Origin of the sequence: Mesorhizobium sp. B2-4-18 (assembly GCF_006441385.1) — a bacterium.
GTDB classification, from domain to species: Bacteria; Pseudomonadota; Alphaproteobacteria; order Rhizobiales; family Rhizobiaceae; genus Mesorhizobium; species Mesorhizobium australicum.
This window is the reverse complement of record NZ_VFUW01000003.1, coordinates 424769-448986: the sequence shown is the minus strand read 5'-3', so window position 1 is coordinate 448986 and position 24218 is coordinate 424769. Positions and strand designations below refer to the sequence as shown.

Below are 24218 nucleotides of genomic sequence, written 5' to 3'. Positions count from 1 at the left end.
ATGAGCAAGCCGCAGAACCCCGTCCAGATGGCCGTAATCGGCGCCGCGCACGGCATCAAGGGCGAACTCAGGGTAAAAACCTTCACCGGCGAGCCAATGGCGCTGGCGGATTATGGGCCGCTCTACGCCAGGGATGGACGAGCCTTTCAGATAACCGACATAAGGCCTGCCAACACCGTTGTCGTGGTGCGCTTCAAGGGTGTCAGCGACCGCAATGCGGCCGAGGCGCTCGCCGGCACGGAGCTGTTCGTCGACCGTTCGATGCTGCCCGATGATGGCGAGGAGGACGAATTCTACCATGCCGACCTGATCGGGCTGGAGATCCGGGATGATACCGGCGCCGCCATCGGCAAGGTGGTCGCGGTGCACAATTTCGGCGGCGGCGACATCCTCGATGTGACGCTCGCCGGGCGCAAGGGCGTGCTGATCCCGTTCACGCAAGCCGCCGTGCCTGCCGTGTCGATCGCCGAGGGCTTTGTCCGCGTCGATCCGGTGGCGGCTGGACTGGTCGAGGACGAGGACGAGGACGCGGACGCGCCGCGCGAGGAGGATTTCGACCCGAAGGGCCGGCCGCGCGGGCCGCGCGACGCCGGAGGCAACCGGTGAGTTTTGCCGCGTCGGTGCTGACGCTCTATCCCGAGATGTTTCCGGGCGCGCTTGGCCTGTCGCTGGCCGGGCGGGCACTGGAGGCGGGGACATGGTCTCTGGAGGCGATACAGATACGCGACTTCGCCACCGACCGGCATCGCACCGTCGACGACACGCCGGCCGGCGGCGGCGCCGGCATGGTGATGCGCGCCGATGTCCTGGCGAAGGCGATCGACCATGCCTCGCCGGAGGGCGATTTGCGTCCGCGCCTGCTGATGAGCCCTCGCGGAAGACCACTGACGCAGGCTCGCGTGCGCGAACTCGCCGCCGGGCCGGGTGCCGTCATCCTGTGCGGCCGCTTCGAAGGCGTCGACCAGCGGGTGATCGATGCACGGGGACTGGAGGAAGTCTCGATCGGCGATTTCATCCTGTCCGGCGGCGAGCCGGCGGCCCTGGTGCTGCTCGACGCCGTGGTGCGGCTGTTGCCCGGGGTGATGGGCAATGCGGTCTCCGGGGAAGAAGAGAGTTTCGAAAACGGCCTGCTCGAACATCCGCACTATACGCGACCGCAGGAATTCGAGGGCCGGGAGATTCCCGAAGTGCTGATCTCCGGCAATCACAAGAAGATCGCCGCCTGGCGCCGCGCGCAGTCGGAGACGCTGACGAAAGAGCGGCGACCCGATCTGTTCCGCGATCAGCCTTTGCCGAAATAGTAAAGAGCCAGGAACAGGCCGACGGCGATGACGAAGCCGCGCACCACGTTCTGCGGTACGCGCTTGGCGATCCAGACGCCGGCATAGCCGCCGAGCGCGCCGCCCGGGATCATGACGATCGCCTCCGGCCAGGCGACGACGCCGCCCGAGACGAAGACGACGATGGCGACAGCCGCGATGACCACGGCCAGCATGTTCTTCAGCGCGTTCAGGCGGTGGTAGTCGCCGGCTTGAGTCAGGCCGAGGGTGGCCAGCATCATCACGCCCATGCCGGCGCCGAAGAAGCCGCCATAGATGGCGGTGACGAATTGCGCCAGGGAGCCGGCGAGTGAGCCGACAGCCGCTTCGTGTCCGGGTTTCGGCGCCGGCTTCAGCCAGGGCCCGGCGGCAAACAGTGCCGTCGCGCCCAAAAGCAGCCACGGCACCAGGACGCGAAAGGACGGATTGTCGAGCGCCAGCAGGATCAGGGCGCCGGCTAGCGCGCCGACGGCCGAGATCAGGCAGAGCAGCAGCGCGCCGCGCCAGAAGTGCCTGATGTCGGCCCAGTAAGCGAGGGTCGAGGTGATGTAGCCGGGGAACTGCGTCACCGAGGAGGTGGCGTTGGCCACGATCGGGGGGACGCCGACCAGTGTCATGGCGCCGAAGGTGACGAAGGTGCCGCCGCCGGCGACCGCGTTGGCGGCGCCGGACAGAAAGCCCGCCAGGAAGAGCAGGATGGCGTCGAAGACAGACATGGATGGCCGCCGTGAAGAAGTGTGCTATTCTGGCTTAGAAAGCTTGGTGGACAGACGCAACCCGGCACGGCAGGATTAAGATGGTGCCATGCCGGGAGCCATGCCGGCAAAAAATGCACGGGCAAGGCGTGACAAAGCGCCGAAATAGCTGTATGTGCCCGCCCGTACCGGCAAGAACAACTCTGCCGGACCCGTCAACAATGACGGTGTAGTCGCCCCTGCCCGATGTCTGGGAGACAAATGTCTTGGAGACAAAGGACATAGCCGAGCGGTCAATGGAACTGCAAGGCGAGCGTAGGGCGCTCTGACTGTCGAAAGAACAAGAAGTGGATTTTTAGATGGATCTCATCCGTCAGCTCGAGGCCGAACAGGCCGCCAAGATCGAAGCCAAGCGCAAGCTTCCCGAATTCCAGCCCGGCGACACCGTGCGTGTCCAGGTCCGCGTGACCGAAGGCACCCGCACCCGCGTCCAGGCTTATGAGGGCGTCGTCATCGCCCGCGCCGGTTCCGGCTTCCAGGAAAATTTCACCGTCCGCAAGATCTCCTACGGCGAAGGCGTCGAGCGCGTGTTCCCCGTCTACTCGCCGATGGTCGAAGGCGTCGAGATCGTGCGCCGCGGCAAGGTGCGTCGCGCCAAGCTCTATTACCTGCGCGATCGTCGCGGCAAGTCGGCCCGTATTTCGGAAAACACCGGCGTGCGCGCCCGCAAGCTCAATGATGAGGAGCGCGACGCGCTGAACGCCGAGAAGGCGCGCATCGAGGCCGAGAAGGTCGCAGCCGCCCAGGCGCTGGCCGCCGAGACGGCCGCCAAGGAAGCCGCCGAGAAGAAGGCAGCCGCCGAGGCTGAAGCAGCAGCCAAGGCTGCCGCCGAAGCGACCCCGGCCGAATAAGAGTTCGACGAAGGAATTTGAAAAAGGCGGCTTCGGCCGCCTTTTTTCGTTTCACCGAACTGTGAACGGGTTCAGCCTCGGAGATCGGGATCGGCAATTGACGTCCAATCGTTTTGTGCACTAACTAATCGTGCACAATCTAATTGGAGAATGGAAGATGGCACTCTACACCACACAGGCCCACGTGACGGGCGGTCGCGCCGGCCATGGCGAAACCAGCGACGGCCTGCTCAAGGTCGATCTGGCGATGCCCAAGGAGCTCGGCGGACCGGGTGGCGCGACCAATCCCGAACAGCTTTTCGCCATCGGCTATGCCGCCTGCTTCGAAAGCGCGATCCGCTTCGTGGCGCGCAAGCAGAAGCTGCCGCTCGAGGATGCAGCGGTAGCGGCCACCGTCAGCCTGCTTCCCAATGGCGAAGGCTTCAAGCTCGGCGTCGCGTTGGCAGCGGAGACGAAAGGCCTTGATCAGGCGGCGGCGGAAGCGCTTGTATCGGCGGCGCATCAGATTTGCCCCTATTCGAATGCCATCAGGGGCAATGTCGAGGTGGCGCTTTCGGTAAAGGTGGCATGACGACAAAAGTCGAAACGAAAGCCAGAGAAGCCCCGGCGGAGGCCGCCGGGGCGTACCCGGTGCCACGGCTCGACCAACAGCTCTGTTTCGCGCTCTATTCGGCGAGCGGATTGATGATCAAGCTTTACCGGCCGTTGCTCGATCCGCTCGGCCTGACCTATCCGCAATATCTGGTGATGCTGGCGCTGTGGGAACGCGCGCCGAGCACGGTGGGCGACCTTGGCGAAGCGCTCGGCCTGGATTCAGCGACGCTGACCCCGCTGCTCAAGCGAATGGAAGCGGGCGGCCTCGTCACCCGCCGACGCGATGCCGACGACGAGCGCCGGGTCCTGGTCGAGCCGACGGCCAAGGGCCAGGCGCTGCGCGCGAACATGAAGGATGTGCAGGCGGCGCTCGATTGCGGCATGCCGCTGGAGCGGGACGAGCTCAAAACCCTTCACGGCACGCTCACCCGCCTTGTCGCGGGATTGCGCGAAGCCGCGACCGAGCAAGATTGATCGCGGCAAGGATCGTCCTCAAAAACCGCCTCCCGGAAGCACTGGAATCCACGTCAACGCGCAAGGTCGCGGTGGACCCGTCTTGCAAGGCGCTTGCGGAAAGCTAAAGTCGGCGCCGGATTTCTCTGCCGCGCAAGCATCGCGCGGCCAATCATTTCGGGGAGTGTGTCATGACCAAATCGAAATTGCTGCTGGCCGGCCTGTTGGCGCTGGTCCTGGCGCCCGTTGCCGCCTTCGCGCAGGCGCTGCCCGATCTCGGCGGCAGACAAGTGGTGGTGGTGACTGAAAACGCCTATCCGCCGCTGCAGTTCATCGATGCCAAGACGGGAAAACAGATCGGCTGGGAATATGACGCGATGAACGAGATCGCCAAGCGGCTCAATTTCAAGGTCGAATACCAGAACACATCCTGGGATGCGATGATCCAGGCGGTCTCCGACAACCAGTACAACATCGGCATGACCGGCATCACCATCAAGGACGACCGCAAGCAGAAGGTGGATTTCTCCGACCCCTATATGCGCTCGGAACAGTTCATGCTGGTGCGCGGCGATGAAAGCCGCTTCACCGACGCCAAGACCTTCGGCGCCTTCAAGGACGGACTGATCGGCGCACAGGCCGGCACCACGCCTTTCTACACCGCCGTCTACAGTGTGCTCGACGGCAATGAGCAGAACCCGCGCATCAAACTGTTCGAGACGTTTGGCGCCACCGTCCAGGCACTGAAGTCCGGCGACGTCGATGTCGTGCTGACCGACGGCACCGCCGGCAAGGGTTATGTCGATGCTTCGGATGGCAAGCTGAAGCTGATCGGTGGCCCGCTCGGCACCGAGGATTTCGGCTTCATCTTCCCCAAGGGCTCCGACCTCGTGAAGCCGGTCAACGCGGCGATCGCAGCGCTGAAGGCGGATGGCACCTTCGATGCGCTGAACAAGAAGTGGTTCCTTGATTACAAGATGGGGCAGTGAGCCAATCTTGTTGAGGGCCCGGTCTGATGGGCAGGGATTTGCGTTGAGTCTGCGTCCCTCTCGCAGTTCTTGCGTCGCCGATCCCTGCTAATGGCAGCCCCCAGCATTTCCAAACCCGACTTCCCCTGGTGGCTCGCCGTTGCCGGTGTCCTTGCGCTGGCGGCTGCCCTCGCCATCGCCGCCAGCGATCTCTATGCGCAGGTCTTCGCCACTGTCGCCAAGGGCATCGGCATCACCGTCTTCGTCACCGTGATCGCCTTTGTCCTGGCGTCGGTGATCGGCCTCGGCATCGCTTTGATGGGACTGTCGGGTTCGGCCTGGCTGCGGCAGATCGCGCGCTTCTATGTCGAGATCATTCGCGGCGTGCCGATCCTGGTGCTGCTGTTCTGGATAGCCTTTGCCGGCGCGCCGGCCTTCGTCGCGGCCTGGAACGCGCTGACCGCGCCATTGCAGAATGCCGGCGTCCTCGGTGAATTGCTGGTGCGTGACGTGTCGTTGCTGTGGCGTGCCATCATGGCGCTGACCATCGGCTATTCGGCCTTCATCTCCGAGGTTTTTCGCGCCGGCATCCAGTCGGTCGAGAAAGGTCAGATCGAGGCAGCGAAGGCCTTGGGGCTGAGCCGTGCGCAGCGCTTCCGGCTGGTCGTGTTCCCGCAGGCGATCCGCACCATCCTGCCGCCGCTCGGCAATGATTTCGTCGCTCTGGTCAAGGATTCCTCGCTGGTCTCGGTGCTCGGCGTCGCCGACATCACGCAGATGGGCAAAGTGTATGCCGCCGGCTCGTTCCGCTTCTTCGAGACCTATTCGATAACAGCCTATATCTATCTCATCCTCACCGTCGGCCTGTCGCTGGCGCTCAGGGCGCTGGAGCGGCGGCTGCGCCGCACGCGCGAGGAATAGTTTTTGGGCCGCGACAGCGTTACGCTCGGTGCTTGCCGGAGGAGGAGCTGCCAGTGAACATCGACAAGGCCAATGCGGCGCTGGATTCGGTCTACACGGCCGATACGCCCGAAACGCTGGCGCGGGCCTATGCCGCATGGGCCGCGACCTATGATGGCGAAACCGCCTCGCTCGGGTATCTCCTGCCGTTCCTGATCACCGCCTGGGTGACCCGCCACGTGCCTGTGGGAGAAGGGCCGCTGCTCGACGCCGGCTGCGGCACGGGCCTGTCGGGACCGTCGCTGAAGGCGCTCGGCTACAGCGACATTGCCGGACTCGACCTATCGGACGACATGCTCAAGATCGCCGGCAGCCGCAACGCCTACAGCGAGCTGAAGCAGGCAATGCTGGGCGGGCCGCTGCCATGGCCGGACGGGCATTTCCGCGCCTTCTTCTCCACCGGCGTGTTCACCATCAGCCACGCGCCGGCCACCGGCCTGCACGAACTGGTGCGCATCACAAAAAAGGGCGGCCACGCCATCTTCACGGTGCGCGACCAGGTGTTTGAGAGTGGCGGTTTTCAGGCTGTGTTCGATGAGTTGGAACAGGCAGCGAAATGGCGGGCGGTCGAGGCAAGCCCGTGGTTTCGCTGTTACGCCATCGCCGAGCCCGACGCGCTGGTGAAGACTTTTGTGTTCGAGGTGATGTAAGCCGAGGGAAGAAGTGCTGGCGACATGCCGCAATTGCCGAAAAGCCAAAACATTGCTATCTAGCCCGCCATGGAAAAGCTTTTCAGCGATCCGGCCTACAAGGGGTTCGTGCTGCAGGACAGAAAACGCCTGCCGTCGCGCTTTTCCGCGCGCGTGTCCGGCGCCCTGACCAGCCGACTTCGCTGATCCCTGCCGGCCGGCCGCGGGCTTGCGGCATCAGCTCTTTCCCATTCTCATATCGACGGATTTACGCACATGAGCGCACCGCGCACCCTCTACGACAAGATTTTCGACGACCATGTCGTCGACCGCCAGGACGACGGCACCTGCCTGCTCTACATCGACCGCCACCTCGTCCATGAGGTGACCAGTCCGCAGGCCTTCGAAGGCCTGCGCATGAGCGGCCGGAAAGTCCGTCACCCGGAAAAGACGCTGGCCGTGGTCGACCACAACGTCTCGACCTCGCCCGAGCGCAAGTTCGGCATCAAGAACGAGGAAAGCCGCATCCAGGTCGAAGCGCTGGCCAGGAACGCCAGGGATTTCGGCGTCGAATATTATTCCGAGAACGATATCCGCCAGGGCATCGTCCACATCATCGGCCCCGAGCAGGGCTTTACGCTGCCCGGCATGACCATCGTCTGCGGCGACAGCCACACTTCGACGCACGGTGCCTTCGGCGCGCTGGCGCATGGCATCGGCACGTCCGAGGTCGAGCATGTGCTGGCGACGCAAACGCTGATCCAGCGCAAGGCCAAGAACATGCTGGTGCGCGTCGACGGCCAGCTGCCGGAAGGGGTCACCGCCAAGGACATCATCCTTGCAATCATCGGCGAGATCGGCACCGCCGGCGGCACCGGCTATGTCATCGAATATGCCGGCGAGGCGATCCGTGCGCTGTCGATGGAAGGCCGCATGACGATCTGCAACATGTCGATCGAGGGCGGCGCGCGCGCCGGCCTGATCGCGGCCGACGAGACCACCTTCGCCTATGTCAAGGACAAGCCGCGCGCGCCGAAGGGCGCTGCCTGGGACGCGGCGCTCGAATACTGGAAGACGCTGCAGACCGACGAAGGCGCGCATTTCGACAAGGTGATCGTGCTCGACGCGGCCAAGCTGCCGCCGATCGTCTCCTGGGGCTCCTCGCCCGAGGATGTCGTCTCCGTGCATGGCATCGTGCCGAACCCGGAAGACATCACCGACGAGAACAAGCGCACCTCCAAGCTGCGCGCGCTCGACTATATGGGCCTGACGCCGGGGACGAAGATCACCGACATCACCCTCGACCGCGTCTTCATCGGCTCCTGCACCAACGGCCGCATCGAGGATCTGCGCGCCGTCGCCAAGGTGGTCGAGGGCAAGACAGTCAGCCCGCATGTCGACGCCATGATCGTGCCGGGCTCCGGGCTGGTCAAGGAGCAGGCCGAAGCCGAGGGGCTGGACAAGATCTTCCGCGCCGCCGGGTTCGACTGGCGCGAGCCGGGCTGTTCGATGTGCCTGGCCATGAACGACGACCGGCTGAAGCCGCATGAGCGCTGCGCCTCGACCTCGAACCGCAATTTCGAAGGCCGCCAGGGCTTCAAGGGCCGCACCCACCTTGTGTCGCCGGCCATGGCGGCCGCCGCGGCGATTGCCGGCCACTTCGTCGACATTCGCGACTGGAAATAAGCCAGGCTGGAGTTGACCCGAGCCTTTGCAGGGCTTGGGTCAAGCCTTCCTGTCGCGCCGGATGAGTTCATGGAATTCCTCGCGGCGCCCAGGTTCGTCCGCCGCGACCACGAGCGCCAGCTGCTCTTCGTCGAAGAGCTTGAACCACTCGTCCCATTCGACAAGCTCATAGCCGCCGGCGTTGACGGGCCGTTCCGGCTGGTCCTGGTCCTGATAGGCGTGCTGGCCGAAGACCAGCCTAAGCATGGGCTGCGTCCCAGCCTCGGGCGATATGTCGACGATCGCGGGAAAGCCGGCACGCCCGGCAGCCCATGAACGGATTGCATCGTGGTCGGTCAATGTGATCGTGTCGGCCATGGCCTGCTCCTGGATTGTGAATTCAGGAACGCTTCCGACAGCACCGGGTTCCCGCAAACATACGGCGCCGACAGCCCAGGCTTAACGGCTTGTTTGGGCTTGCCCTCTAAGGTCTTCCGCGACGTCAACAGAGGGGAAGTCACAGTCCTTTGGACACCGGCCTGTTCATTGCGTTGCTCAACCCGACGATCGCGCTGGCGCTCGGCGCGGCCTTCCTCATGCTGTGGTTCCATCAGCGCCATCGCCCCTATCTGGCGGTGCTGGCGCTCAGCTACTGCGTCTCGGCGCCCGGCTTCCTGTTCCAATATTTCACCTTGCCCATCGGTGTGACGCTGACCAAGCTGGTGTCGAACATCTGCTTCACCATCGCCGCCTGCTGCCTGTCCGGCGCCATCATCGCCCGCTACGGCCGGAAGGTGCCCGGCGTCGGGATCGCCGTGCTGGCGGGCGGCGGCCTTGCGGCATTCGCGTGGTTCCTGTTCGTCACCCCGGATCTCACCTGGCGCATCCTGGCGATGAATTTCGGTTTCGGCGGCGTCAGCCTGCTCGTCGCCGCCGAACTGCGCCCGGTGCGCAACAACGGCCCGACAGAAAAGATCCTGTTCGTGCTGTCGCTGCTGTCCAGCGTCAATTTCTTCGTGCGCACCCTGGCGGTCGTCATCGCGCACGGGCCCTTCGCCGGTTATGACGGCTTCTACGGCTCGTCCTACTGGACGACGGCGCTGCTGTCGCACGCGCTGCTGTCGCTGCTGATCGCGCTTTGCCTCTTCACCGCCGCCGCGCTCGACGTGATGAAGGCGCTTAAGACGGAAACCCACACCGATCCGCTTTCGGGGCTGCTCAACCGCCGGGGTTTCGAGGAGCGCGCCGCCATGCTGCTGCAGCGTTGCGCCATGGCCAAATTCCCGGTGGCGCTGGTGCTGGCCGACCTCGACCATTTCAAGGCGCTCAACGATATGCACGGGCATGCCGCCGGCGACCGCGTGATCGCGGATTTCGCCGGGAAGCTGCGCTCGGCCACGGGAGCGCGAGGTGCCGCGGGGCGCATCGGCGGCGAGGAATTCGCCGTGCTTTTGCCGCTGACCGATCTCGCCGCGGCGCGGCTCTTCGCCGAGGCGGTGCGCACACTCTATTCGGCTGGCGGCGTCGACGGGCTTCCCGCCGGCACCAAGGTCACCGCCAGCTTCGGCGTGGCGGCCCGCAGCGGCGACGAGACGCTGGAACCGTTGATGCGACGGGCCGACGAGGCGCTTTACAAGGCCAAGAAAAATGGTCGCGACAGCGTGCGCCTCTCCTACGAGCGACCGGAGACGGTGTTCGTGCGGGAGCCGCTCAGGGCCAGCTGACCGCCGCGTCCGCGCTTCGCGTTAACGTCTTTTTCGCCCGTCGATGTTTAGCTGTCGGCGGGGGTTTGAGGATAGATGAGCGGCGCCAACTTCATCCTGTTGATCAATCTGGCGGTTGCCGGCCTGCTGGCGGCATCCTTCATGGCTGTCTCGTTCCATGATGCCGGGCGCGCGCCGGCGCGCTGGATGGCGTCAGCTTATGTCCTGGGCGTGGTCTATTCAGCGATCGAATTCAGCATTCCGGCCTTCAACGATGCGCGGCTTCCTGTGGTTACGGCCTTTGCCGTTTTCCTCGGCGCCACCATTGCCTTCAACGGCGGACTTGCCCGCAAATATGGCGTGGCGCCGCCATGGACGCCGATGCTGTTCTTCCTGGCCGCGACCACCGTCGCGGTCTATTTCGTGCAGGATCTGCCGCGCCAGTCGCTCGCCCGCATCATGGCCTACCAGCTTCCCTACGCCGCCATGCAGTTCGTTGGCCTTGGCATCGTCTGGGCGTCTAGGCAAAGCCGCGGTCGCCTCGATCTGATCCTGATGGCGGTGCTGGCGGCCAGCGGCCTGCAGTTTGCCTCAAAGCCGTTCATCGCGCATGCGCTCGGCGGCTGGGGCGCCAATCCGCAGGCCTATCTGCAAAGCAGCTACGCGCTGGTGTCGCAGTCGCTGGGCACTGTCTTTGCCCTGGCACTGGCGCTGCTGACGCTGGGCATTCTCGTTCGCGATGTGCTTGCCGAAGTGACGTCGAAGTCGGAGGTGGACACGCTGTCGGGCCTGCTCAACCGTGGCGGCTTCACGCGTCATGCGGAGCTGGCCGTACACGACGCCACGCGCCTGGGCGTGCCGGTGGCGATGGTCATTGCCGATCTCGATCATTTCAAGTCCATCAACGACAGCTTCGGCCATGCCTCCGGCGACCGGGTGATCGAGGCCTTTGCCGGCCTGCTGCGAGAAGCGGCCGAGGACCATCACGTGGTTGGCCGCATCGGCGGCGAGGAGTTCGCCGTTATCCTGACAGGCGCCAACCTTGCAGCCGCCCGGCTGTTCGCGGAAGGCACCCGGCACGCGTTCGGCGCATTGCCCATCAGCGGGTTGCCGGCCGACAACCGCTGCACGTCGAGCTTCGGCATTGCCGAGCTCCACGTGAGCGAGGGGTTTTCCGACCTGATGCGGCGCGCGGATGAAGCGCTCTACCTGGCAAAGAATGCCGGGCGCGACTGCGTGCGTGTCTCCACCGGGCCAGCCGATGGGCTGGCCGTGGTCAAAATCGGCCAGGCCCGCATCAACGGCAGGGGCTGAGCTCCGGCATTTCGCCGTCGGACAGGCCGTACATATAGGAGCGGCCCTTGACGAACACCGGCGGGCGATAGCAGTCGCCTTCGCCCGATATGTCGTCGGATTCGTTCTGGTAGATCACCTTGGGCTGGCCGGCGCTGGTGTAGTCGGACAATTGCCTGGCCAGCTTGCCTTCGCCGACGATGATGCGCTTGTAGCCGGCTGCGCTGTCGATGACGAGATTGCCGAACGAATCGGCGTAGACGCGGTCATGATGGCGCAAGCCGGCCTCGGCCGGCGCGGCCACCCCGACGGCAAGCGCTGCCAGCGTGAGGGCCGCGAGGGTCGTCCGCACTGATTTAGCCCGCACTGATCTAGAACGCATGTCGCTCTCCCTTTGTCGGCGCGAGAGATCGCGCCCCGATCTGGTCCGAATCGGAAATTAACCCTTTCTTAACCTTTGTTAAGGGGAGGAGTGGCCCGACGGCCGTTTCTTAATGAACATGGTTAATTTCGCGGTGGCCGCCGATGTCCCCAAGGATCGACATGGCCGGTCTAATCCGGGGTGAACTTGATCTTGGCGCGCCGCGTGGCTAGCGTGCCCGGCCATGAGGGGGCAGCACATGATGTTTGACCGAACGCTTCGGATGTCGTTCGCTATTCCGCTGCTTCTCGCGGCCGGCGCCTGTGTGCCGGAGGATGGCGCGCCCAAGGCCGCCAACACAGCGACACCCGTGGTGGCGCCTGCTGCTCCCGTCCAGCAACAGTCCGCGCGCCCGGCGACCAAGATCACCACCGACCCCACCGCCCCGCGCTTCACCACGGGCACGGCCACCTACAGATGCGGCAATGGCGGCATGATCACCATTCAGAATCTCGGCACGTCGCTGCGCGTGGTCGGCCAGGAAGGCGCCACCGAGGAGTTCGCGGCGTCACCGGCAAACCAGAGCAGCCGCTACCAGGGGGTCACGCATGACGCAATCGTGATCGACGGACGCGAGGCGCTGGTGATGAAGAAGGGATCGACGCCGCAGACCTGCACCCGGTGAGCCAAATCTCGACACGGCCGCGCCCTGGCGAGACATGCTGCACTGCAGCGATATCAAGCCGGCTTCGGCCGTTCGCCCGCTAATCGATTGAAGCCGCATCCGGGCTTTTAGTCAGACTAAATTACGTTTTCGAAACGGTTTTCTGGCTTTGACGCGGTGCAAAAAGAGCATTAGAAACCGGCTGTCCGAAGTCGCAACCGGAAGCGGCATTGCCGCATTTCCACCTGAGGCGGCAGACGCCGAACTGGGGCAGCCATGAGCAAATCACCAGCCACCCAAGCCAGACGCGAAAGGCCGCTTTCGCCGCACCTGAGCGTGTACCGGCCGCCGATCACCATGACGATGTCGATTATCCATCGCATCACCGGGGGCGCGCTTTACTTCGGCACGCTGCTGGTTGCCGTCTGGCTGATGGCGGCGGCATCCTCGCAGCCGGCTTTCGATTGGGTGAACTGGGCCTTCGGCACCTGGCTCGGGCGGCTGATCCTGTTCGGCTATACCTGGGCGCTGATGCATCACATGCTGGGCGGTGTCCGCCATCTGATCTGGGACACCGGCGCCGGGCTTGAAAAACACACGGCCTCGAAGATCGCCTGGGCGACGCTTGCCGGCTCGGTTCTGCTCACGCTGCTGATCTGGGTCGCCGGCACCATGGCGCGGGGAGCCTTGTGATGAGTGCGAAGAACACCGACATGCGCACCCCGCTGGCCAGGGTGCGCGGCCTGGGCTCTGCCCGCGAAGGCACCGGGCATTTCTGGCGCCAGCGATTGACGGCGATCGCCAACATCCCGCTGATCCTGTTTTTCACCGGGTTCCTGATCGCGCTCAACGGCGCCGGCTATGCGCAGGTGCGGGCAGCGCTCGCCAACCCGTTCGTGGCGCTGGTGATGGCCCTGGTGCTCATCTCGCCGCTCTATCATATGCGGATCGGCATGCAGGTGATCATCGAGGACTATGTGCATGGCGAAGGCATGAAGCTGGCGCTGATCGCCCTCAACACATTCTTCACCATAGCAGTCGGCGTCGCTTCGCTCTTCGCCCTGCTGAAACTGGCATTCGGAGGCTGAAGTCTTGGCCCAGGACACGAAATCAGCCAACGCGGCAGGCTACACCTTTGTCGATCACAAGTTCGACGTGGTCGTCGTCGGCGCCGGCGGCGCCGGGCTGCGCGCCACGCTTGGCATGGCCGAACAGGGCCTGCGCACCGCCTGCATCACCAAGGTGTTCCCGACCCGCTCGCACACGGTTGCCGCGCAAGGCGGAATCGCCGCGTCGCTGTCCAACATGGGCCCGGATTCCTGGCAGTGGCACATGTACGACACCGTCAAGGGCTCGGACTGGCTGGGCGACGTCGACGCCATGGAATATCTGGTGCGCGAAGCCCCGGCCGCCGTTTACGAACTCGAACATTACGGCGTGCCGTTCTCGCGCACCGAAGAGGGCAAGATCTACCAGCGGCCGTTCGGCGGCCACATGATGAACTATGGCGACGGGCCGCCGGTGCAGCGCACCTGTGCGGCCGCCGACCGCACCGGCCATGCCATCCTGCACACGCTCTACGGCCAGTCGCTGAAGAACAACGCGCAGTTCTTCATCGAGTATTTCGCGCTCGATCTGATCATGGAACCGGACGGCACCTGCACCGGCGTCGTGGCGTGGAACCTGGACGACGGCACCATCCACCGCTTCTCGGCCAAGATGGTGGTGCTGGCGACCGGCGGCTATGGGCGCGCCTATTTTTCGGCGACCTCGGCACACACCTGCACCGGCGACGGTGGCGGCATGGCGGCGCGGGCGGGGTTCCCGTTGCAGGACATGGAGTTCGTGCAGTTTCACCCGACCGGAATCTATGGCGCCGGCTGCCTGATTACCGAGGGCGCGCGCGGCGAGGGCGGCTATCTCGTCAACTCCGAGGGCGAACGCTTCATGGAGCGCTACGCACCGTCGGCCAAGGACCTCGCCTCGCGCGATGTCGTCTCGCGCTGCATGACGCTGGAAATTCGCGAAGGCCGCGGCGTCGGCAAGGCCAAGGACCACATCTTCCTGCACCTCGATCATCTCGATCCGGCGGTCTTGCACGAAAGGCTTCCAGGCATTTCGGAGTCGGCGAAAATCTTCGCCGGCGTCGACCTGACCAAGGAGCCGATCCCGGTGCTGCCGACGGTGCACTACAATATGGGCGGCGTGCCGACCAATTATTGGGGCGAGGTGCTCAATCCAACCGCGGACAACCCCGACCGGGTCTCGCCCGGCCTGATGGCGGTCGGCGAGGCCGGTTGCGCTTCCGTGCACGGCGCCAACCGGCTTGGCTCGAACTCGCTGATCGACCTGGTGGTGTTCGGCCGCGCCGCGGCGATCCGAGCTGGCCAGGTCATCGACCGCAAGGCGGCGATCCCGTCGCCCAACCAGGCTTCGGTCGACAAGATTATGGATCGCTTCGACCGGCTCCGCCACGCCAATGGCTCGACGCCGACGGCTGTCCTTCGTGAAAAGATGCAAAAGGCGATGCAGGAAGATGCCGCCGTGTTCCGTACGCAGGAATCGCTCGAAAACGGCTGCAAGCGCATTTCGGAAATCTGGACCGAGCTCAAGGATGTCAAAGTCTTCGACCGCTCGATGATCTGGAACTCGGACCTGGTCGAGACTCTGGAACTGGAAAACCTGATGGCGAACGCCATCACCACCGTCTACGGCGCCGAGGCGCGCAAGGAGAGCCGAGGCGCGCATGCTCGGGAAGATTTTTCCGCCCGCGACGACGCCAACTGGCGCAAGCATACGCTCGCCCATCTCAGCGAGGACGGCGCGGTGACGCTGACCTATCGGCCGGTGCACACCGAGCCGCTTTTGGCCGAAAAGGACGGCGGCATCAGTCTGGCCAAGATAGCGCCGAAGGCCAGGGTGTACTGAGGATGGCGACGGCGGCGGGATATTCCGGTACGTCCCTTCCGGCCAAGCTCGGCCTGAAGGATGGGATGATTGCCGCCTTCATCGCCCTGCCGCCGGAACTCACGGACCTCGCCAAGGCCGTCGATTTCGCCGAGGCCAACCGGCTGGCCGAATGGTCCGACATTTCGGGCGTGGTGTTGAAATACGACGCCGTCCACGCCTTCACCAGACAACGCGCCGAGATCGAGGATCGCCTCGGCGCACTTGAGGCGGCGATCAAGCGCGACGGCATGGTCTGGGTCTCCTGGCCAAAGAAGGCCTCGAAAGTGGCCACCGACGTCACCGAGGGCGTTGTCCGTGCTGAAGCGCTCAAGCTCGACCTTGTCGACGTCAAGGTCGCCGCCGTGAACGAAATCTGGTCCGGGCTGAAGCTCGTCATCCGAAAGGACCTGAGGTAATGGTCGAACTCACGCTCCCAAAGAACTCGAAGGTCCAGCAGGGCAAGACCTGGCCGAAGCCGGAGGGTGCCACCAATCTCAGGGAATACCGCATCTATCGCTGGTCGCCGGACGACGACGAGAACCCGCGCATGGACACCTACTTCGTCGATATGGACGATTGCGGGCCGATGGTGCTCGACGCGCTGCTGTGGATCAAGAACAAGATCGACCCGACGCTGACCTTGCGCCGCTCCTGCCGCGAAGGCATTTGCGGTTCCTGCGCCATGAACATCGACGGCTCGAACACGCTCGCCTGCACCAAGGGCTGCGACGACATATCGGGCGCGATCAAGATCTACCCGCTGCCGCATATGCCCGTGATCAAGGATCTGGTGCCCGATCTTACCAATTTCTACGCCCAGCACGCCTCCATCGAGCCATGGCTGAAGACGGTGTCGCCAACGCCGGCCAAGGAATGGCTGCAGAGCCACGAGGACCGCGAAAAGCTCGACGGGCTTTACGAGTGCATATTGTGCGCCTGCTGCTCGACCTCGTGCCCGAGCTACTGGTGGAACGGCGACCGCTATCTCGGCCCGGCGACGCTGCTGCAGGCCTACCGCTGGCTGATCGACAGCCGCGACGAGGCCAAGGGGGAACGGCTCGACAATCTCGAAGACCCGTTCCGGCTCTATCGCTGCCACACCATCATGAACTGCGCGCAGACCTGCCCGAAGGGGCTCAATCCCGCGAAGGCGATCGCCGAGATCAAGAAGATGATGGTGGAGCGGCGCGCCTGACGGCGATCGTTTTTCTTCTTTGTGCGCCTTCGGCGACACGGCTGCCGAGATCAGAAAGATGATGGTGGAGAGACGGGTTTAGGTTCGGCAGCACGGAGGGGTGCTGTCCCGCCAAACTCGAAAGGATAACCAATCCAATGAGCGAAGACCTTCCCATCCTCTCTCCCGCCGAAGCCCGCGTGCTCGGCTGCTTGATCGAGAAGAAGGAGCTGACGCCGGACGTCTATCCGCTGACGCTCAACGCGGCATTTGCCGCGGCCAACCAGAAGACGGCGCGCGAGCCTGTCATGACGCTGGAACAGACGGAGGTGCACAGGGCGTTGAAGCTGCTGGAGCAGAAAGGACTGGTCCGGCAGATGTTCGGTTCGCGCGTCGAGCGCTACGAGCATCAGATGGCGCAGCGTTTCTCACTGACCACGCCGCAGACCGCGTTGCTCGGTCTGCTCTTGCTGCGCGGACCGCAGACGGCACATGAACTCCTGGCGCGAGCTGAGCGCATGGCGCGGTTTTCATCGATCGAAGACCTGCGCGGCGAACTCGACATGCTGATCGGCCGCCGGCCGCCATTGGTCCAGGAAATCCCACGCGGGCCGGGCCAGCGCGAGGACCGCTACTCGCATCTGCTCGCCGGTCCAGTGGATGTTGCCGCTCTCTCGGCTCAGCGCAGTGCGCCGGCCGCGCCTGCCTCCCATCTGGAAGCGAGGTTGGAGGCGCTGGAGCAGGAAGTCGCGGCCCTTCGCGCCCGGCTTGATACGCTGGGGGGTTGAGGCCACCAATCCGAGACGTCGGGGGGACGGCGCCCCCCTCTGTTCTGCCGGGCATCTCCCCACGAGGGGAACATTGGATGCTGCGACCGCTTTCGCCAATCTCCGATGCAGAAACGCCGGCCCTGGAGCCGGCGTTTGTCACTTCAGGCCAAGCCCTTCAGCCAAGCCTGGCGTCGAGCGAAACCTTGATCGCGCCGAGCGCCTGAGAGACCGGGCATTCGGCCTTGGCCTTCTCGGCCAATTCCTTGAACTTCGCCGCATCGATGCCGGGCACCTTGCCGACCAGGGTGATGGCGCTGCCGGTGATGCCGGTGCCGGGAACCAGCGTCACCACGGCCTTGGCGTCGAGTTCTTGCGCCGGCGTGCCGTTTTCGGCGAGGAAATGCGACAGCTGCATGGCGTAGCAGCCGGCATGGGCGGCCGCGATCAGTTCTTCCGGATTGGTGCCGGATTTGCCGCTTTCGTCCTCGAAGCGCGCCTTGAACGAATAGGGCGTACCCTTCAGGGTCCCGCTCTGCGTGTCGAGCGTGCCCTTGCCGTCTTTCAAATTGCCTTTCCAGACGGCGTTTGCGGTGCGGTCCATGAAGTCCTCCTGGGTTGTCGTGAACTTGTCCTGGGTGAGCCAGCGTCCGGCCAACTATAGCGCGGACGTCGGCGAAGACCACTGCGCTGTTTGGACCACGGCACGATGACGGCCCTTTCCGCCGAAAAAATACCCACGCAAAAATGTCGGCCTCCATCCGGGCCGGCCGTCCTGCGGGAGGCCACGGGATTTGTGGCCGGATGGAGGTTGACATGGACAATCTGTTTTTCGCGCTGTGGAAGAGGCCAGGCCGCGGGCCTGGGCGACAGGAGGACTTCTGGCTGGACCCGCCGGCGTCCGGCCTCGGCAGGCTGCTGGTGGCGATTGCCATCATCACGGTCGCGGCATGCCTTCTCGACCATGCGGCAACGGCCGCGGGCAAGGCTGACATGGTTGTCGCCGCAGCCTATGGTTTTTCACAAGAAGGGAGCTCGAAATGAAATATGTCTGCCTGGTCTATGGTGAGGAAAAAGACCTCCATGCCATGACCGCCGAGGGTGCCGCCAAGCTCGATGCCGACTCGCTGGCCTATGACAGGTCATTGGATCAACAAGGCAAGCTGATCATCGCGCAGGCACTGCAATCGGTGAAGACATCGAAGACCGTACGGCGGCGCAAGGGCAAGCAGCTGATCACCGACGGCCCGTTCGCGGAAACGAAGGAGCAGTTGCTCGGTTTCGTCATGATCGAAGCGAAGGATCTCGACGAGGCGCTGGACATCGCCGGCGAGATTCCGCTGGCCGAAATCGGTACGATCGAAGTGCGCGCGATCTACAACGTGCCGGGGTCATAATTCCCTGTCATGCGTTGCGCTCCCTTATAAACCTGGGCGTTCGGTTGAGCGAAGGTCCCGTCTTGCCGGGGCTCAATTCTTGCGTGTTGAAGCAAGCCACGAGTTCTCCTATCGTCGCCCAAGACTTTGGGGGATTTGGACATGCCTTTCCTGATTGCTGTCCTTGGCGTGCTCGGAGCGGCGGCATTGTGGTGGTACCGGATGAAGGCGATGAACGACGCCGCGCGCGAGGTCGCCGAAGTCGTCGGGCGCGTTCAAGGCAACATCCGGCGCAAGAAGCTGCGCAAGCAGGCCGCGCTTTCGCCGCTGACGGCGATCGATGATCCGGTGGTGGCGGCCGCGACGCTGATCACCGCGATCGTTTCGGAAGACGGCCCTGTTCTGCCGCGGCGCGAGGCCGTCATTCGCGAGGTGATTTCGCAGATCGCAGCCGGGCCGAAGAAGACCGACGAGGCGGTTGTCTATGCCAAGTGGGCCGCGACGCAGATAGACGACACCACCATCGTCATCGACAAGCTGGCGCCCTTCCTGCGCGAACGCCTCGACCCGAACGAACGGGACGATCTGCTGCAAATGCTGAACCGGGTGGCTCAGGGCGGAGAGCAGAGCCTGAAGATACCCGACCAGCGCATGCTGCGGCTGCGCCAGAAGCTTGGTTTTGAAGTGAACTGAGATCGCCGGCCTCTGCGATTGGCGCGAAACTCCCGCTGCATCCTCATCCCATGGCGGAGCAAGGAGCGAAGCGACGCGGCGCAGCCCACAGGCCGCGACGTCAAGTCAGCGAGACGATCAGATCGCCTCGCCCTTCAGCAGGCGCGGCGTGCCCGCGGATAGTCCCGATGCCTGGCGGATGAAGAACTCCTTCAGCCGCGGCATACGCTCGACGAGACCGAGGCCGATGTCGCGGACGGTGCGCAGCGGGGTGATGTCGTTGGAAAACAGCCGGTTCAGCACATCGGTCGTGATGCCCATCTGCACCGTGTCGAAACGGCGCCATTGCTGATAGCGTTCCAGCACGTCGAGCGCGCCGATGTCCTGGCCGAGCCGGTCGGCCTCGACGATCACCTCGGCAAGGGCGGCCACATCCTTGAAGCCGAGATTGAGCCCCTGGCCGGCGATCGGATGGATGCCGTGGGCGGCATCGCCGGCAAGCGCGATGCGCGGTGCCACGAAGGCGCGCGCGATGGTGAGACCAAGCGGCCAGGCGCGCGGCTTGTCGGCGACGCGGATTTCTCCAAGTTTCAGCCCAAAACGTTGTTCAAGTTCGTGTTCGAAGACGAGATCGTCGCCTTCGACGAGCGTTTTCGCATCTTCCGCCCGTTCGACCCAGACGATCGAAGAGCGGTTGGTGCCGTCCTCGTCGGGTATCAGGGGCAGCGTGGCGAACGGGCCGGCGGGCAGGAAATGCTCTTCGGCGCGGCCGTTGTGCGGGCGTTCATGGGCCACGGTGCAGACGATGCCGGACTGACGGTATTCCCACTTGACCGTCTTGATGCCGGCCATGTCGCGCAGTTTCGAATTGACGCCATCGGCGGCAACCAGCAACCGCGCCGCCAACGTGGCGCCGTCCGCCAGATGCACTGACATGCCGGCTCCATTGGTCTCAAAACCTTGCACCGCCACGCCTTCGATGATGTCGATGCCGAGCTGTTCGGCTTTGGCCCGCAAGGCGCCGTTCAACGCCCTGTTGGCGACCATATGCGCGAAAGGCTCACCCGGCGCCACCTCGCCGCCGAAGGTCAGGAAGACCGGGCGCACCGGATCGGCGCTGCGTGAATCGGTGATGCTCATCTCGGTGATCGCCTGCGCCTTCGGCGCGATCTCGGCCCAGACGCCGAGCTGGTCGAGCATGCGGCAGGCCGCCGCGGCGATGGCGGAAGCGCGGCCATCCCTTTGCCAGGAACCGGCGGGCGCCGCGTCGACCAGCGCCACGGCGAGGCCCGGGCGAGCCTGTTTCAGCGAGACCGCGGCGGCCAGGCCGACATAGCCGGCACCCGCGACGAGAACATCGATCCCGGATCTGGCCTTGGCGTCCGCCTTGCGTTCCATTGTCTTGGCTCCTTGCGCGCCTACGGGGCTTGCGCCCTTGACGGCTCGTTCTTCCTGTCGGAAACCGCCATAGCAATTTTGCGGCGAGGTCACAAAACATGACGGCGGCGATCGACGAGCTTCTGCGCATTCTCGACCTCGAGAAGCTGGAACACAATCTGTATCGTGGTCGCAGCCCCCAGGTGGAGTGGCAGCGCGTGTTCGGCGGCCAGACCATCGCGCAGGCGCTGGTGGCGGCGCAGCGAACGGTGGAGCCCGACCGTTTCGTGCATTCGCTGCATGGCTATTTCATGCGCCCGGGCGACATCAAGGTGCCGATCATCTACGAGGTCGATCGCATCCGCGACGGCGGTTCCTTCACCACGCGGAGGGTGCTGGCAATCCAGCACGGACAGGCGATCTTTTCGCTGGAAGCCTCGTTCCAGGTCGACGAGAAGGGGCTCGAGCACCAGTTCGCGCTACCTGACGACGTGCCGCCGCCGGAAGGGCTGAAGACGCAGCGCCAACTGCTCGAAACGGCCGACCGGGTGCCGGAGGCGGTTCGCCGTTTCTGGGCGCGCGAGCGGCCGCTGGAGTTGCGGCCGGTCAACCTCCAGCACTATGAAAGCCGCGACAAGCTGCCGCCCCGGCAGAACGTCTGGATCCGCCTTGCCGGGCCGGTTCCCGACGACCGCGCGCTGCAGTCGGTGCTGCTCGCCTACCTCTCCGATATGACGCTGCTCGACACCTCGACCTTCGCCCATGGGCGCGGCCTGTTCGATCCCGACATCCAGGCCGCCAGCCTCGACCATTCGATGTGGTTCCATCGGTCGCATTCGCTCGACGGCTGGTTGCTTTATGCGCAGGACAGCCCCTCGAGTTCGGGATCGCGCGGTTTCAGCCGCGGCACGCTCTATGCCCGTGACGGCACGCTGATCGCCTCGATGGCACAGGAAGGGTTGATCCGGCTCAAGCGTTGAGCATTCGCGAGTCTTGTTTGAGAAAGATTCTTTGCGAAAGCCGATACCATTTTTCCTGATCATGCTCAAAGCCGGCAAATTAGGCAATTTCACAAAATTGCTTAAATTTTGAGCATGCGGCGTGCCGCACATGCATACAGCAATTGGCGGTGGGCGCTCCATTCCCTTTGTTTCCAATAGGTTAACGCCCTGCTTCGGCACTTGGCACGGAGCTTGAATCCTTGGGGGCACTCTCCGGCTCTTTGGGATCGGTGAAGTCGTGCAAACGCGGGGCACCGCAACAGCAAAGGGTGAACCTATGAAAATCGTGATGGCAATCATCAAGCCGTTCAAGCTGGACGAGGTACGCGAAGCGCTTACCGCCGTCGGCATCCAGGGCCTGACCGTCACCGAAGTCAAAGGCTACGGGCGTCAGAAGGGGCATACGGAAATCTATCGGGGGGCGGAATACGCGGTCTCTTTCCTGCCGAAGATCAAGATCGAGGTCGCGGTCGCGGCCGACATGGTCGACAAGGCCGTCGAAGCCATCACCGCCGCGGCCAAGACCGGCCAGATCGGCGACGGCAAGATCTTCGTTTTCGGCATCGACCAGGCGGTGCGCATCCGCACCGGCGAAACAGACAGCGACGCGCTCTGAGCGGCGAACACGTATTCCAATGGAGAGTTCAATGAATATTCCTTCCACCTTGAAGACGACGGGACGGGCGGCCCTTCTGGGCACGCTCGCTCTCGCAGCGCTGGGCAGCGTCGCCGCCTTCGCGCAGGAAGCCGCACCCGCTGCCGCTGCCGCGGCACCTGCCGCCGCGCCCACCCCGGTGCTCGATACCGGCAACACCGCCTGGATGCTGACCTCCACGGCGCTGGTGCTGATGATGACCATCCCGGGCCTGGCGCTGTTCTACGGCGGCATGGTGCGCAAGAAGAACGTGCTCGCCACCGTCATGCAGAGCTTCGCCATCACCTGCCTGGTGACGGTGCTATGGTTCATGTTCGGCTATTCGCTGGCCTTCTCCGACGGCGGCGGCATGAATGCCTATCTCGGCGGCACCTCGAAATTCTTCCACCACGGCATCACCACCGCCAGCCTGTGGCTGCCGGGTGTGGCCAACATCCCTGAATTCGTCTTCTCGATGTTTCAGATGACCTTCGCCATCATCACGCCGGCGCTGATTGCCGGCGCCTTCGCCGAACGCTTCAAGTTCTCGGCACTGCTGATCTTCATGGCACTGTGGCTGCTGATCGTCTATGTGCCGATCGCGCATTGGGTCTGGGGTGGCGGCTTCCTCGGTACGGCTGGCGTGCTCGACTTCGCCGGCGGCACGGTCGTTCACATCAATGCCGGTGTCGCGGGCCTCGTCTGTGCACTGGTTCTCGGCAAGCGCGAAGGCTATGGCACCACCAACATGGCGCCGCACAACCTCGTCTATTCGGTCATCGGCGCATCGCTGCTGTGGGTCGGCTGGTTCGGCTTCAACGCCGGTTCGGAACTGGCGGCCGACGGCCTTGCCGGTGCCGCCATGCTCAACACCCAGGTTGCCACCGCCGCCGCGGCACTGGCCTGGATGTTCGCCGAATGGATCATCGCCAAGAAGCCTTCCGTGCTCGGCATCATCTCGGGCGCCGTCGCGGGCCTCGTCGCGGTGACGCCGGCTTCCGGTTTCGTCAACCCGACCGGCGCCTTCATCGTCGGCATCGTCGCCGGCGTCGTCTGCTACCTCTCGGCGGTCAAGGTGAAGCACATGTTCGGCTATGACGACTCGCTCGATGCCTTCGGCGTGCATGGCGTCGGCGGCGTGGTCGGCGCCCTGCTGACCGGCGTGCTCGCCGACCCGGCGATCAACAGTCTCTCGTCGGGCGCTTCGCTCGGCAAGCAGATCTACGGTGTCGCCGTCACCATTATTTGGACGGCGGTTGCCACCTTCGTCATCCTCTACGTCGTCAAGGCGTTGGTCGGCCTGCGTCCGACGACCCAGGAAGAGGTCGAAGGCCTCGACATTTCCCAGCATGGCGAAGTGGTGCCGTAAGGCATCCTTGCCAATGGGGCCGGCGGAACCCTCCTCCCGCCGGCCCCATGTTTGCCGCGCAATTCCGGAGGGAAAACCGCGAATCCCTTCTGCTGGAATTGCTTTGAAAGGATCCCGTCGTGATGCTCCCGCAAGGAGGTCACGCCTTGAGGCCCGGATCGCTCCGGGCCTCTTTTTTTGCAAATTCGTTCTCGCTTCGTCCAAGTCCGCGCAATCACGTCCGCGTGAAGAAGCTTTCCAAGGAAACATCGACCACTCTGTCTCCGAACTCAGGAGGCGATCGTCGTTCTGACGCTCGTGTTTTTTGAAACCGGGAAGGAATTTTCTCATGAACCTCAAGAATATCTGCCTGGGGGCACTCGCACTTTCCATGGTCGGTGGCTTTGCATTTGCCGGCGCACTGGACGAGCCCGACAACATGGCGCCGTTCTTCACCGATTCCAGCATGAAAACCATGAAGCCGATGGAGGAATTCAAGGCAGCTTTCATGGCCATGCCGAAGGAGAAGCAGGACGCCATGATGAAGGAATGCCAGGACGCGGCGATGAGCAAGCCGCACGCCGAGTTCTGCGCCAATGTGAAGATGCTCGGCGGCGCCAGCAAGTAGCACGCTGCCCAGCCCAACGAATGGATGGCGGGCCAGGGCGCCCGCCATTTTTCTTATGGTGCGGTCACTGGTAGATG

General features: G+C 64.1%; 30 protein-coding genes. 25 read left to right on the top strand and 5 right to left on the bottom strand.

Annotated features, from left to right (window positions below):
* Together rimM and trmD are read left to right on the top strand one after the other, a co-directional pair.
* Window positions 1–606 carry a ribosome maturation factor RimM gene (gene rimM, locus FJ527_RS09355; protein WP_140660455.1) on the top strand — a complete coding sequence of 202 codons (606 nt, stop codon included), beginning with the start codon at window positions 1–3 and terminating at the stop codon, window positions 604–606.
* On the top strand, window positions 603–1301 hold the full coding sequence (gene trmD / locus FJ527_RS09350; RefSeq protein ID WP_140712271.1) for a tRNA (guanosine(37)-N1)-methyltransferase TrmD: 699 nt from the start codon (window positions 603–605) through the stop codon (window positions 1299–1301). The genes rimM and trmD overlap by 4 nt, the downstream gene beginning before the upstream one ends.
* Here trmD and FJ527_RS09345 read toward each other — a convergent pair.
* Window positions 1283–2035, bottom strand: coding sequence for a sulfite exporter TauE/SafE family protein (locus FJ527_RS09345; protein ID WP_140822825.1), 753 nt, complete (start codon window positions 2033–2035; stop codon window positions 1283–1285). The two genes, trmD and FJ527_RS09345, sit on opposite strands and share 19 nt — an antisense overlap.
* Window positions 2036–2373: 338 nt before the next feature.
* Between FJ527_RS09345 and rplS the strand changes: the two genes are divergently transcribed.
* The 7 genes from rplS to leuC all read left to right on the top strand — a co-directional run bounded on the left by rplS (window position 2374) and on the right by leuC (window position 8215).
* Window positions 2374–2925: a 50S ribosomal protein L19 gene (gene rplS, locus FJ527_RS09335; protein ID WP_013892267.1), complete on the top strand. Its 552-nt coding sequence runs from the start codon at window positions 2374–2376 to the stop codon at window positions 2923–2925.
* 157 nt (window positions 2926–3082) lie between these two features.
* Window positions 3083–3496 carry an organic hydroperoxide resistance protein gene (locus tag FJ527_RS09330; RefSeq protein WP_140660458.1) on the top strand — a complete coding sequence of 138 codons (414 nt, stop codon included), beginning with the start codon at window positions 3083–3085 and terminating at the stop codon, window positions 3494–3496.
* Window positions 3493–3993 carry a MarR family winged helix-turn-helix transcriptional regulator gene (locus FJ527_RS09325; protein WP_140822823.1) on the top strand — a complete coding sequence of 167 codons (501 nt, stop codon included), beginning with the start codon at window positions 3493–3495 and terminating at the stop codon, window positions 3991–3993. Before FJ527_RS09330 ends, FJ527_RS09325 begins: the two co-directional genes overlap by 4 nt.
* Window positions 3994–4163: 170 nt before the next feature.
* Window positions 4164–4961, top strand: a complete 798-nt coding sequence (locus FJ527_RS09320; RefSeq protein ID WP_140719745.1) for a transporter substrate-binding domain-containing protein — start codon at window positions 4164–4166, stop codon at window positions 4959–4961.
* Between the two features lie 90 nt (window positions 4962–5051).
* A complete protein-coding gene (locus FJ527_RS09315; protein ID WP_140719747.1) occupies window positions 5052–5861 on the top strand; it encodes an amino acid ABC transporter permease in 810 nt (269 codons plus the stop codon).
* A gap of 53 nt (window positions 5862–5914) precedes the next feature.
* Window positions 5915–6550, top strand: a complete 636-nt coding sequence (locus FJ527_RS09310) for a class I SAM-dependent methyltransferase (protein WP_140822821.1) — start codon at window positions 5915–5917, stop codon at window positions 6548–6550.
* Between the two features lie 255 nt (window positions 6551–6805).
* The gene (gene leuC / locus FJ527_RS09300; protein WP_140822819.1) at window positions 6806–8215 is read left to right on the top strand and encodes a 3-isopropylmalate dehydratase large subunit; all 1410 of its coding nucleotides are present in this window, start codon (window positions 6806–6808) and stop codon (window positions 8213–8215) included.
* A 39-nt stretch (window positions 8216–8254) separates the two neighbouring features.
* Here leuC and FJ527_RS09295 read toward each other — a convergent pair whose 3' ends face one another.
* Window positions 8255–8572 carry a hypothetical protein gene (locus tag FJ527_RS09295; RefSeq protein ID WP_015315031.1) on the bottom strand — a complete coding sequence of 106 codons (318 nt, stop codon included), beginning with the start codon at window positions 8570–8572 and terminating at the stop codon, window positions 8255–8257.
* A gap of 149 nt (window positions 8573–8721) precedes the next feature.
* Here FJ527_RS09295 and FJ527_RS09290 point away from each other — a divergent pair, with 149 nt between their 5' ends.
* Both FJ527_RS09290 and FJ527_RS09285 read left to right on the top strand, forming a co-directional pair.
* Window positions 8722–9918 (top strand): GGDEF domain-containing protein, encoded by a 1197-nt coding sequence (locus FJ527_RS09290; protein ID WP_140822816.1) that lies wholly within the window; start codon window positions 8722–8724, stop codon window positions 9916–9918.
* A gap of 75 nt (window positions 9919–9993) precedes the next feature.
* Window positions 9994–11211, top strand: coding sequence for a GGDEF domain-containing protein (locus tag FJ527_RS09285; protein ID WP_140822814.1), 1218 nt, complete (start codon window positions 9994–9996; stop codon window positions 11209–11211).
* Here the strand turns inward: FJ527_RS09285 and FJ527_RS09280 are convergent.
* Window positions 11195–11557 (bottom strand): hypothetical protein, encoded by a 363-nt coding sequence (locus FJ527_RS09280; protein ID WP_140823081.1) that lies wholly within the window; start codon window positions 11555–11557, stop codon window positions 11195–11197. The genes FJ527_RS09285 and FJ527_RS09280 overlap by 17 nt on opposite strands.
* 253 nt (window positions 11558–11810) lie before the next feature.
* Here FJ527_RS09280 and FJ527_RS09275 point away from each other — a divergent pair, with 253 nt between their 5' ends.
* The 7 genes from FJ527_RS09275 to FJ527_RS09245 all read left to right on the top strand — a co-directional run bounded on the left by FJ527_RS09275 (window position 11811) and on the right by FJ527_RS09245 (window position 17126).
* Window positions 11811–12236, top strand: a complete 426-nt coding sequence (locus FJ527_RS09275; RefSeq protein ID WP_181166315.1) for a hypothetical protein — start codon at window positions 11811–11813, stop codon at window positions 12234–12236.
* Between the two features lie 255 nt (window positions 12237–12491).
* Entirely contained in the window at window positions 12492–12908 is a 417-nt protein-coding gene (sdhC, locus tag FJ527_RS09270; protein WP_140618350.1) for a succinate dehydrogenase, cytochrome b556 subunit, read from the top strand.
* A complete protein-coding gene (gene sdhD / locus FJ527_RS09265) occupies window positions 12908–13303 on the top strand; it encodes a succinate dehydrogenase, hydrophobic membrane anchor protein (protein ID WP_023771889.1) in 396 nt (131 codons plus the stop codon). Before sdhC ends, sdhD begins: the two co-directional genes overlap by 1 nt.
* A gap of 4 nt (window positions 13304–13307) precedes the next feature.
* Entirely contained in the window at window positions 13308–15143 is a 1836-nt protein-coding gene (gene sdhA / locus FJ527_RS09260; RefSeq protein ID WP_015315038.1) for a succinate dehydrogenase flavoprotein subunit, read from the top strand.
* Between the two features lie 2 nt (window positions 15144–15145).
* Window positions 15146–15580 carry a DUF3052 family protein gene (locus FJ527_RS09255; RefSeq protein ID WP_140822812.1) on the top strand — a complete coding sequence of 145 codons (435 nt, stop codon included), beginning with the start codon at window positions 15146–15148 and terminating at the stop codon, window positions 15578–15580.
* Window positions 15580–16359 carry a succinate dehydrogenase iron-sulfur subunit gene (locus FJ527_RS09250; RefSeq protein ID WP_140822809.1) on the top strand — a complete coding sequence of 260 codons (780 nt, stop codon included), beginning with the start codon at window positions 15580–15582 and terminating at the stop codon, window positions 16357–16359. The genes FJ527_RS09255 and FJ527_RS09250 overlap by 1 nt, the downstream gene beginning before the upstream one ends.
* A gap of 137 nt (window positions 16360–16496) precedes the next feature.
* Window positions 16497–17126 carry a DUF480 domain-containing protein gene (locus FJ527_RS09245; protein WP_140822807.1) on the top strand — a complete coding sequence of 210 codons (630 nt, stop codon included), beginning with the start codon at window positions 16497–16499 and terminating at the stop codon, window positions 17124–17126.
* 157 nt (window positions 17127–17283) lie between these two features.
* Here the strand turns inward: FJ527_RS09245 and FJ527_RS09240 are convergent, their stop codons facing one another.
* Complete coding sequence (locus tag FJ527_RS09240; protein ID WP_015315043.1) at window positions 17284–17709, bottom strand: OsmC family protein; 426 nt, start codon at window positions 17707–17709, stop codon at window positions 17284–17286.
* Window positions 17710–17921: 212 nt separating this feature from the next.
* Here FJ527_RS09240 and FJ527_RS09235 point away from each other — a divergent pair, with 212 nt between their 5' ends.
* From FJ527_RS09235 to FJ527_RS09225, 3 genes are all read left to right on the top strand, one after another.
* Window positions 17922–18149, top strand: coding sequence for a hypothetical protein (locus FJ527_RS09235; protein WP_140822805.1), 228 nt, complete (start codon window positions 17922–17924; stop codon window positions 18147–18149).
* Window positions 18146–18502: a YciI family protein gene (locus FJ527_RS09230; RefSeq protein ID WP_140822803.1), complete on the top strand. Its 357-nt coding sequence runs from the start codon at window positions 18146–18148 to the stop codon at window positions 18500–18502. Before FJ527_RS09235 ends, FJ527_RS09230 begins: the two co-directional genes overlap by 4 nt.
* 141 nt (window positions 18503–18643) lie before the next feature.
* Window positions 18644–19174 (top strand): hypothetical protein, encoded by a 531-nt coding sequence (locus FJ527_RS09225; protein ID WP_015315046.1) that lies wholly within the window; start codon window positions 18644–18646, stop codon window positions 19172–19174.
* A 117-nt stretch (window positions 19175–19291) separates the two neighbouring features.
* On the opposite strand, the gene FJ527_RS09220 is transcribed toward FJ527_RS09225, so the two are convergent.
* A complete protein-coding gene (locus tag FJ527_RS09220) occupies window positions 19292–20551 on the bottom strand; it encodes a ubiquinone biosynthesis hydroxylase (protein WP_140822801.1) in 1260 nt (419 codons plus the stop codon).
* A 98-nt stretch (window positions 20552–20649) separates the two neighbouring features.
* Here FJ527_RS09220 and tesB point away from each other — a divergent pair, with 98 nt between their 5' ends.
* The 4 genes from tesB (at window position 20650) to FJ527_RS09200 (ending at window position 24141) form a co-directional block, all read left to right on the top strand.
* The gene (gene tesB / locus FJ527_RS09215) at window positions 20650–21510 is read left to right on the top strand and encodes an acyl-CoA thioesterase II (protein WP_140822799.1); all 861 of its coding nucleotides are present in this window, start codon (window positions 20650–20652) and stop codon (window positions 21508–21510) included.
* A 298-nt stretch (window positions 21511–21808) separates the two neighbouring features.
* Window positions 21809–22147, top strand: coding sequence for a P-II family nitrogen regulator (locus FJ527_RS09210; protein ID WP_015315049.1), 339 nt, complete (start codon window positions 21809–21811; stop codon window positions 22145–22147).
* Between the two features lie 31 nt (window positions 22148–22178).
* Window positions 22179–23534, top strand: a complete 1356-nt coding sequence (locus FJ527_RS09205; RefSeq protein ID WP_023784148.1) for an ammonium transporter — start codon at window positions 22179–22181, stop codon at window positions 23532–23534.
* Between the two features lie 328 nt (window positions 23535–23862).
* Window positions 23863–24141: a hypothetical protein gene (locus tag FJ527_RS09200; RefSeq protein ID WP_140822797.1), complete on the top strand. Its 279-nt coding sequence runs from the start codon at window positions 23863–23865 to the stop codon at window positions 24139–24141.
* Window positions 24142–24218: the final 77 nt, after the last annotated feature.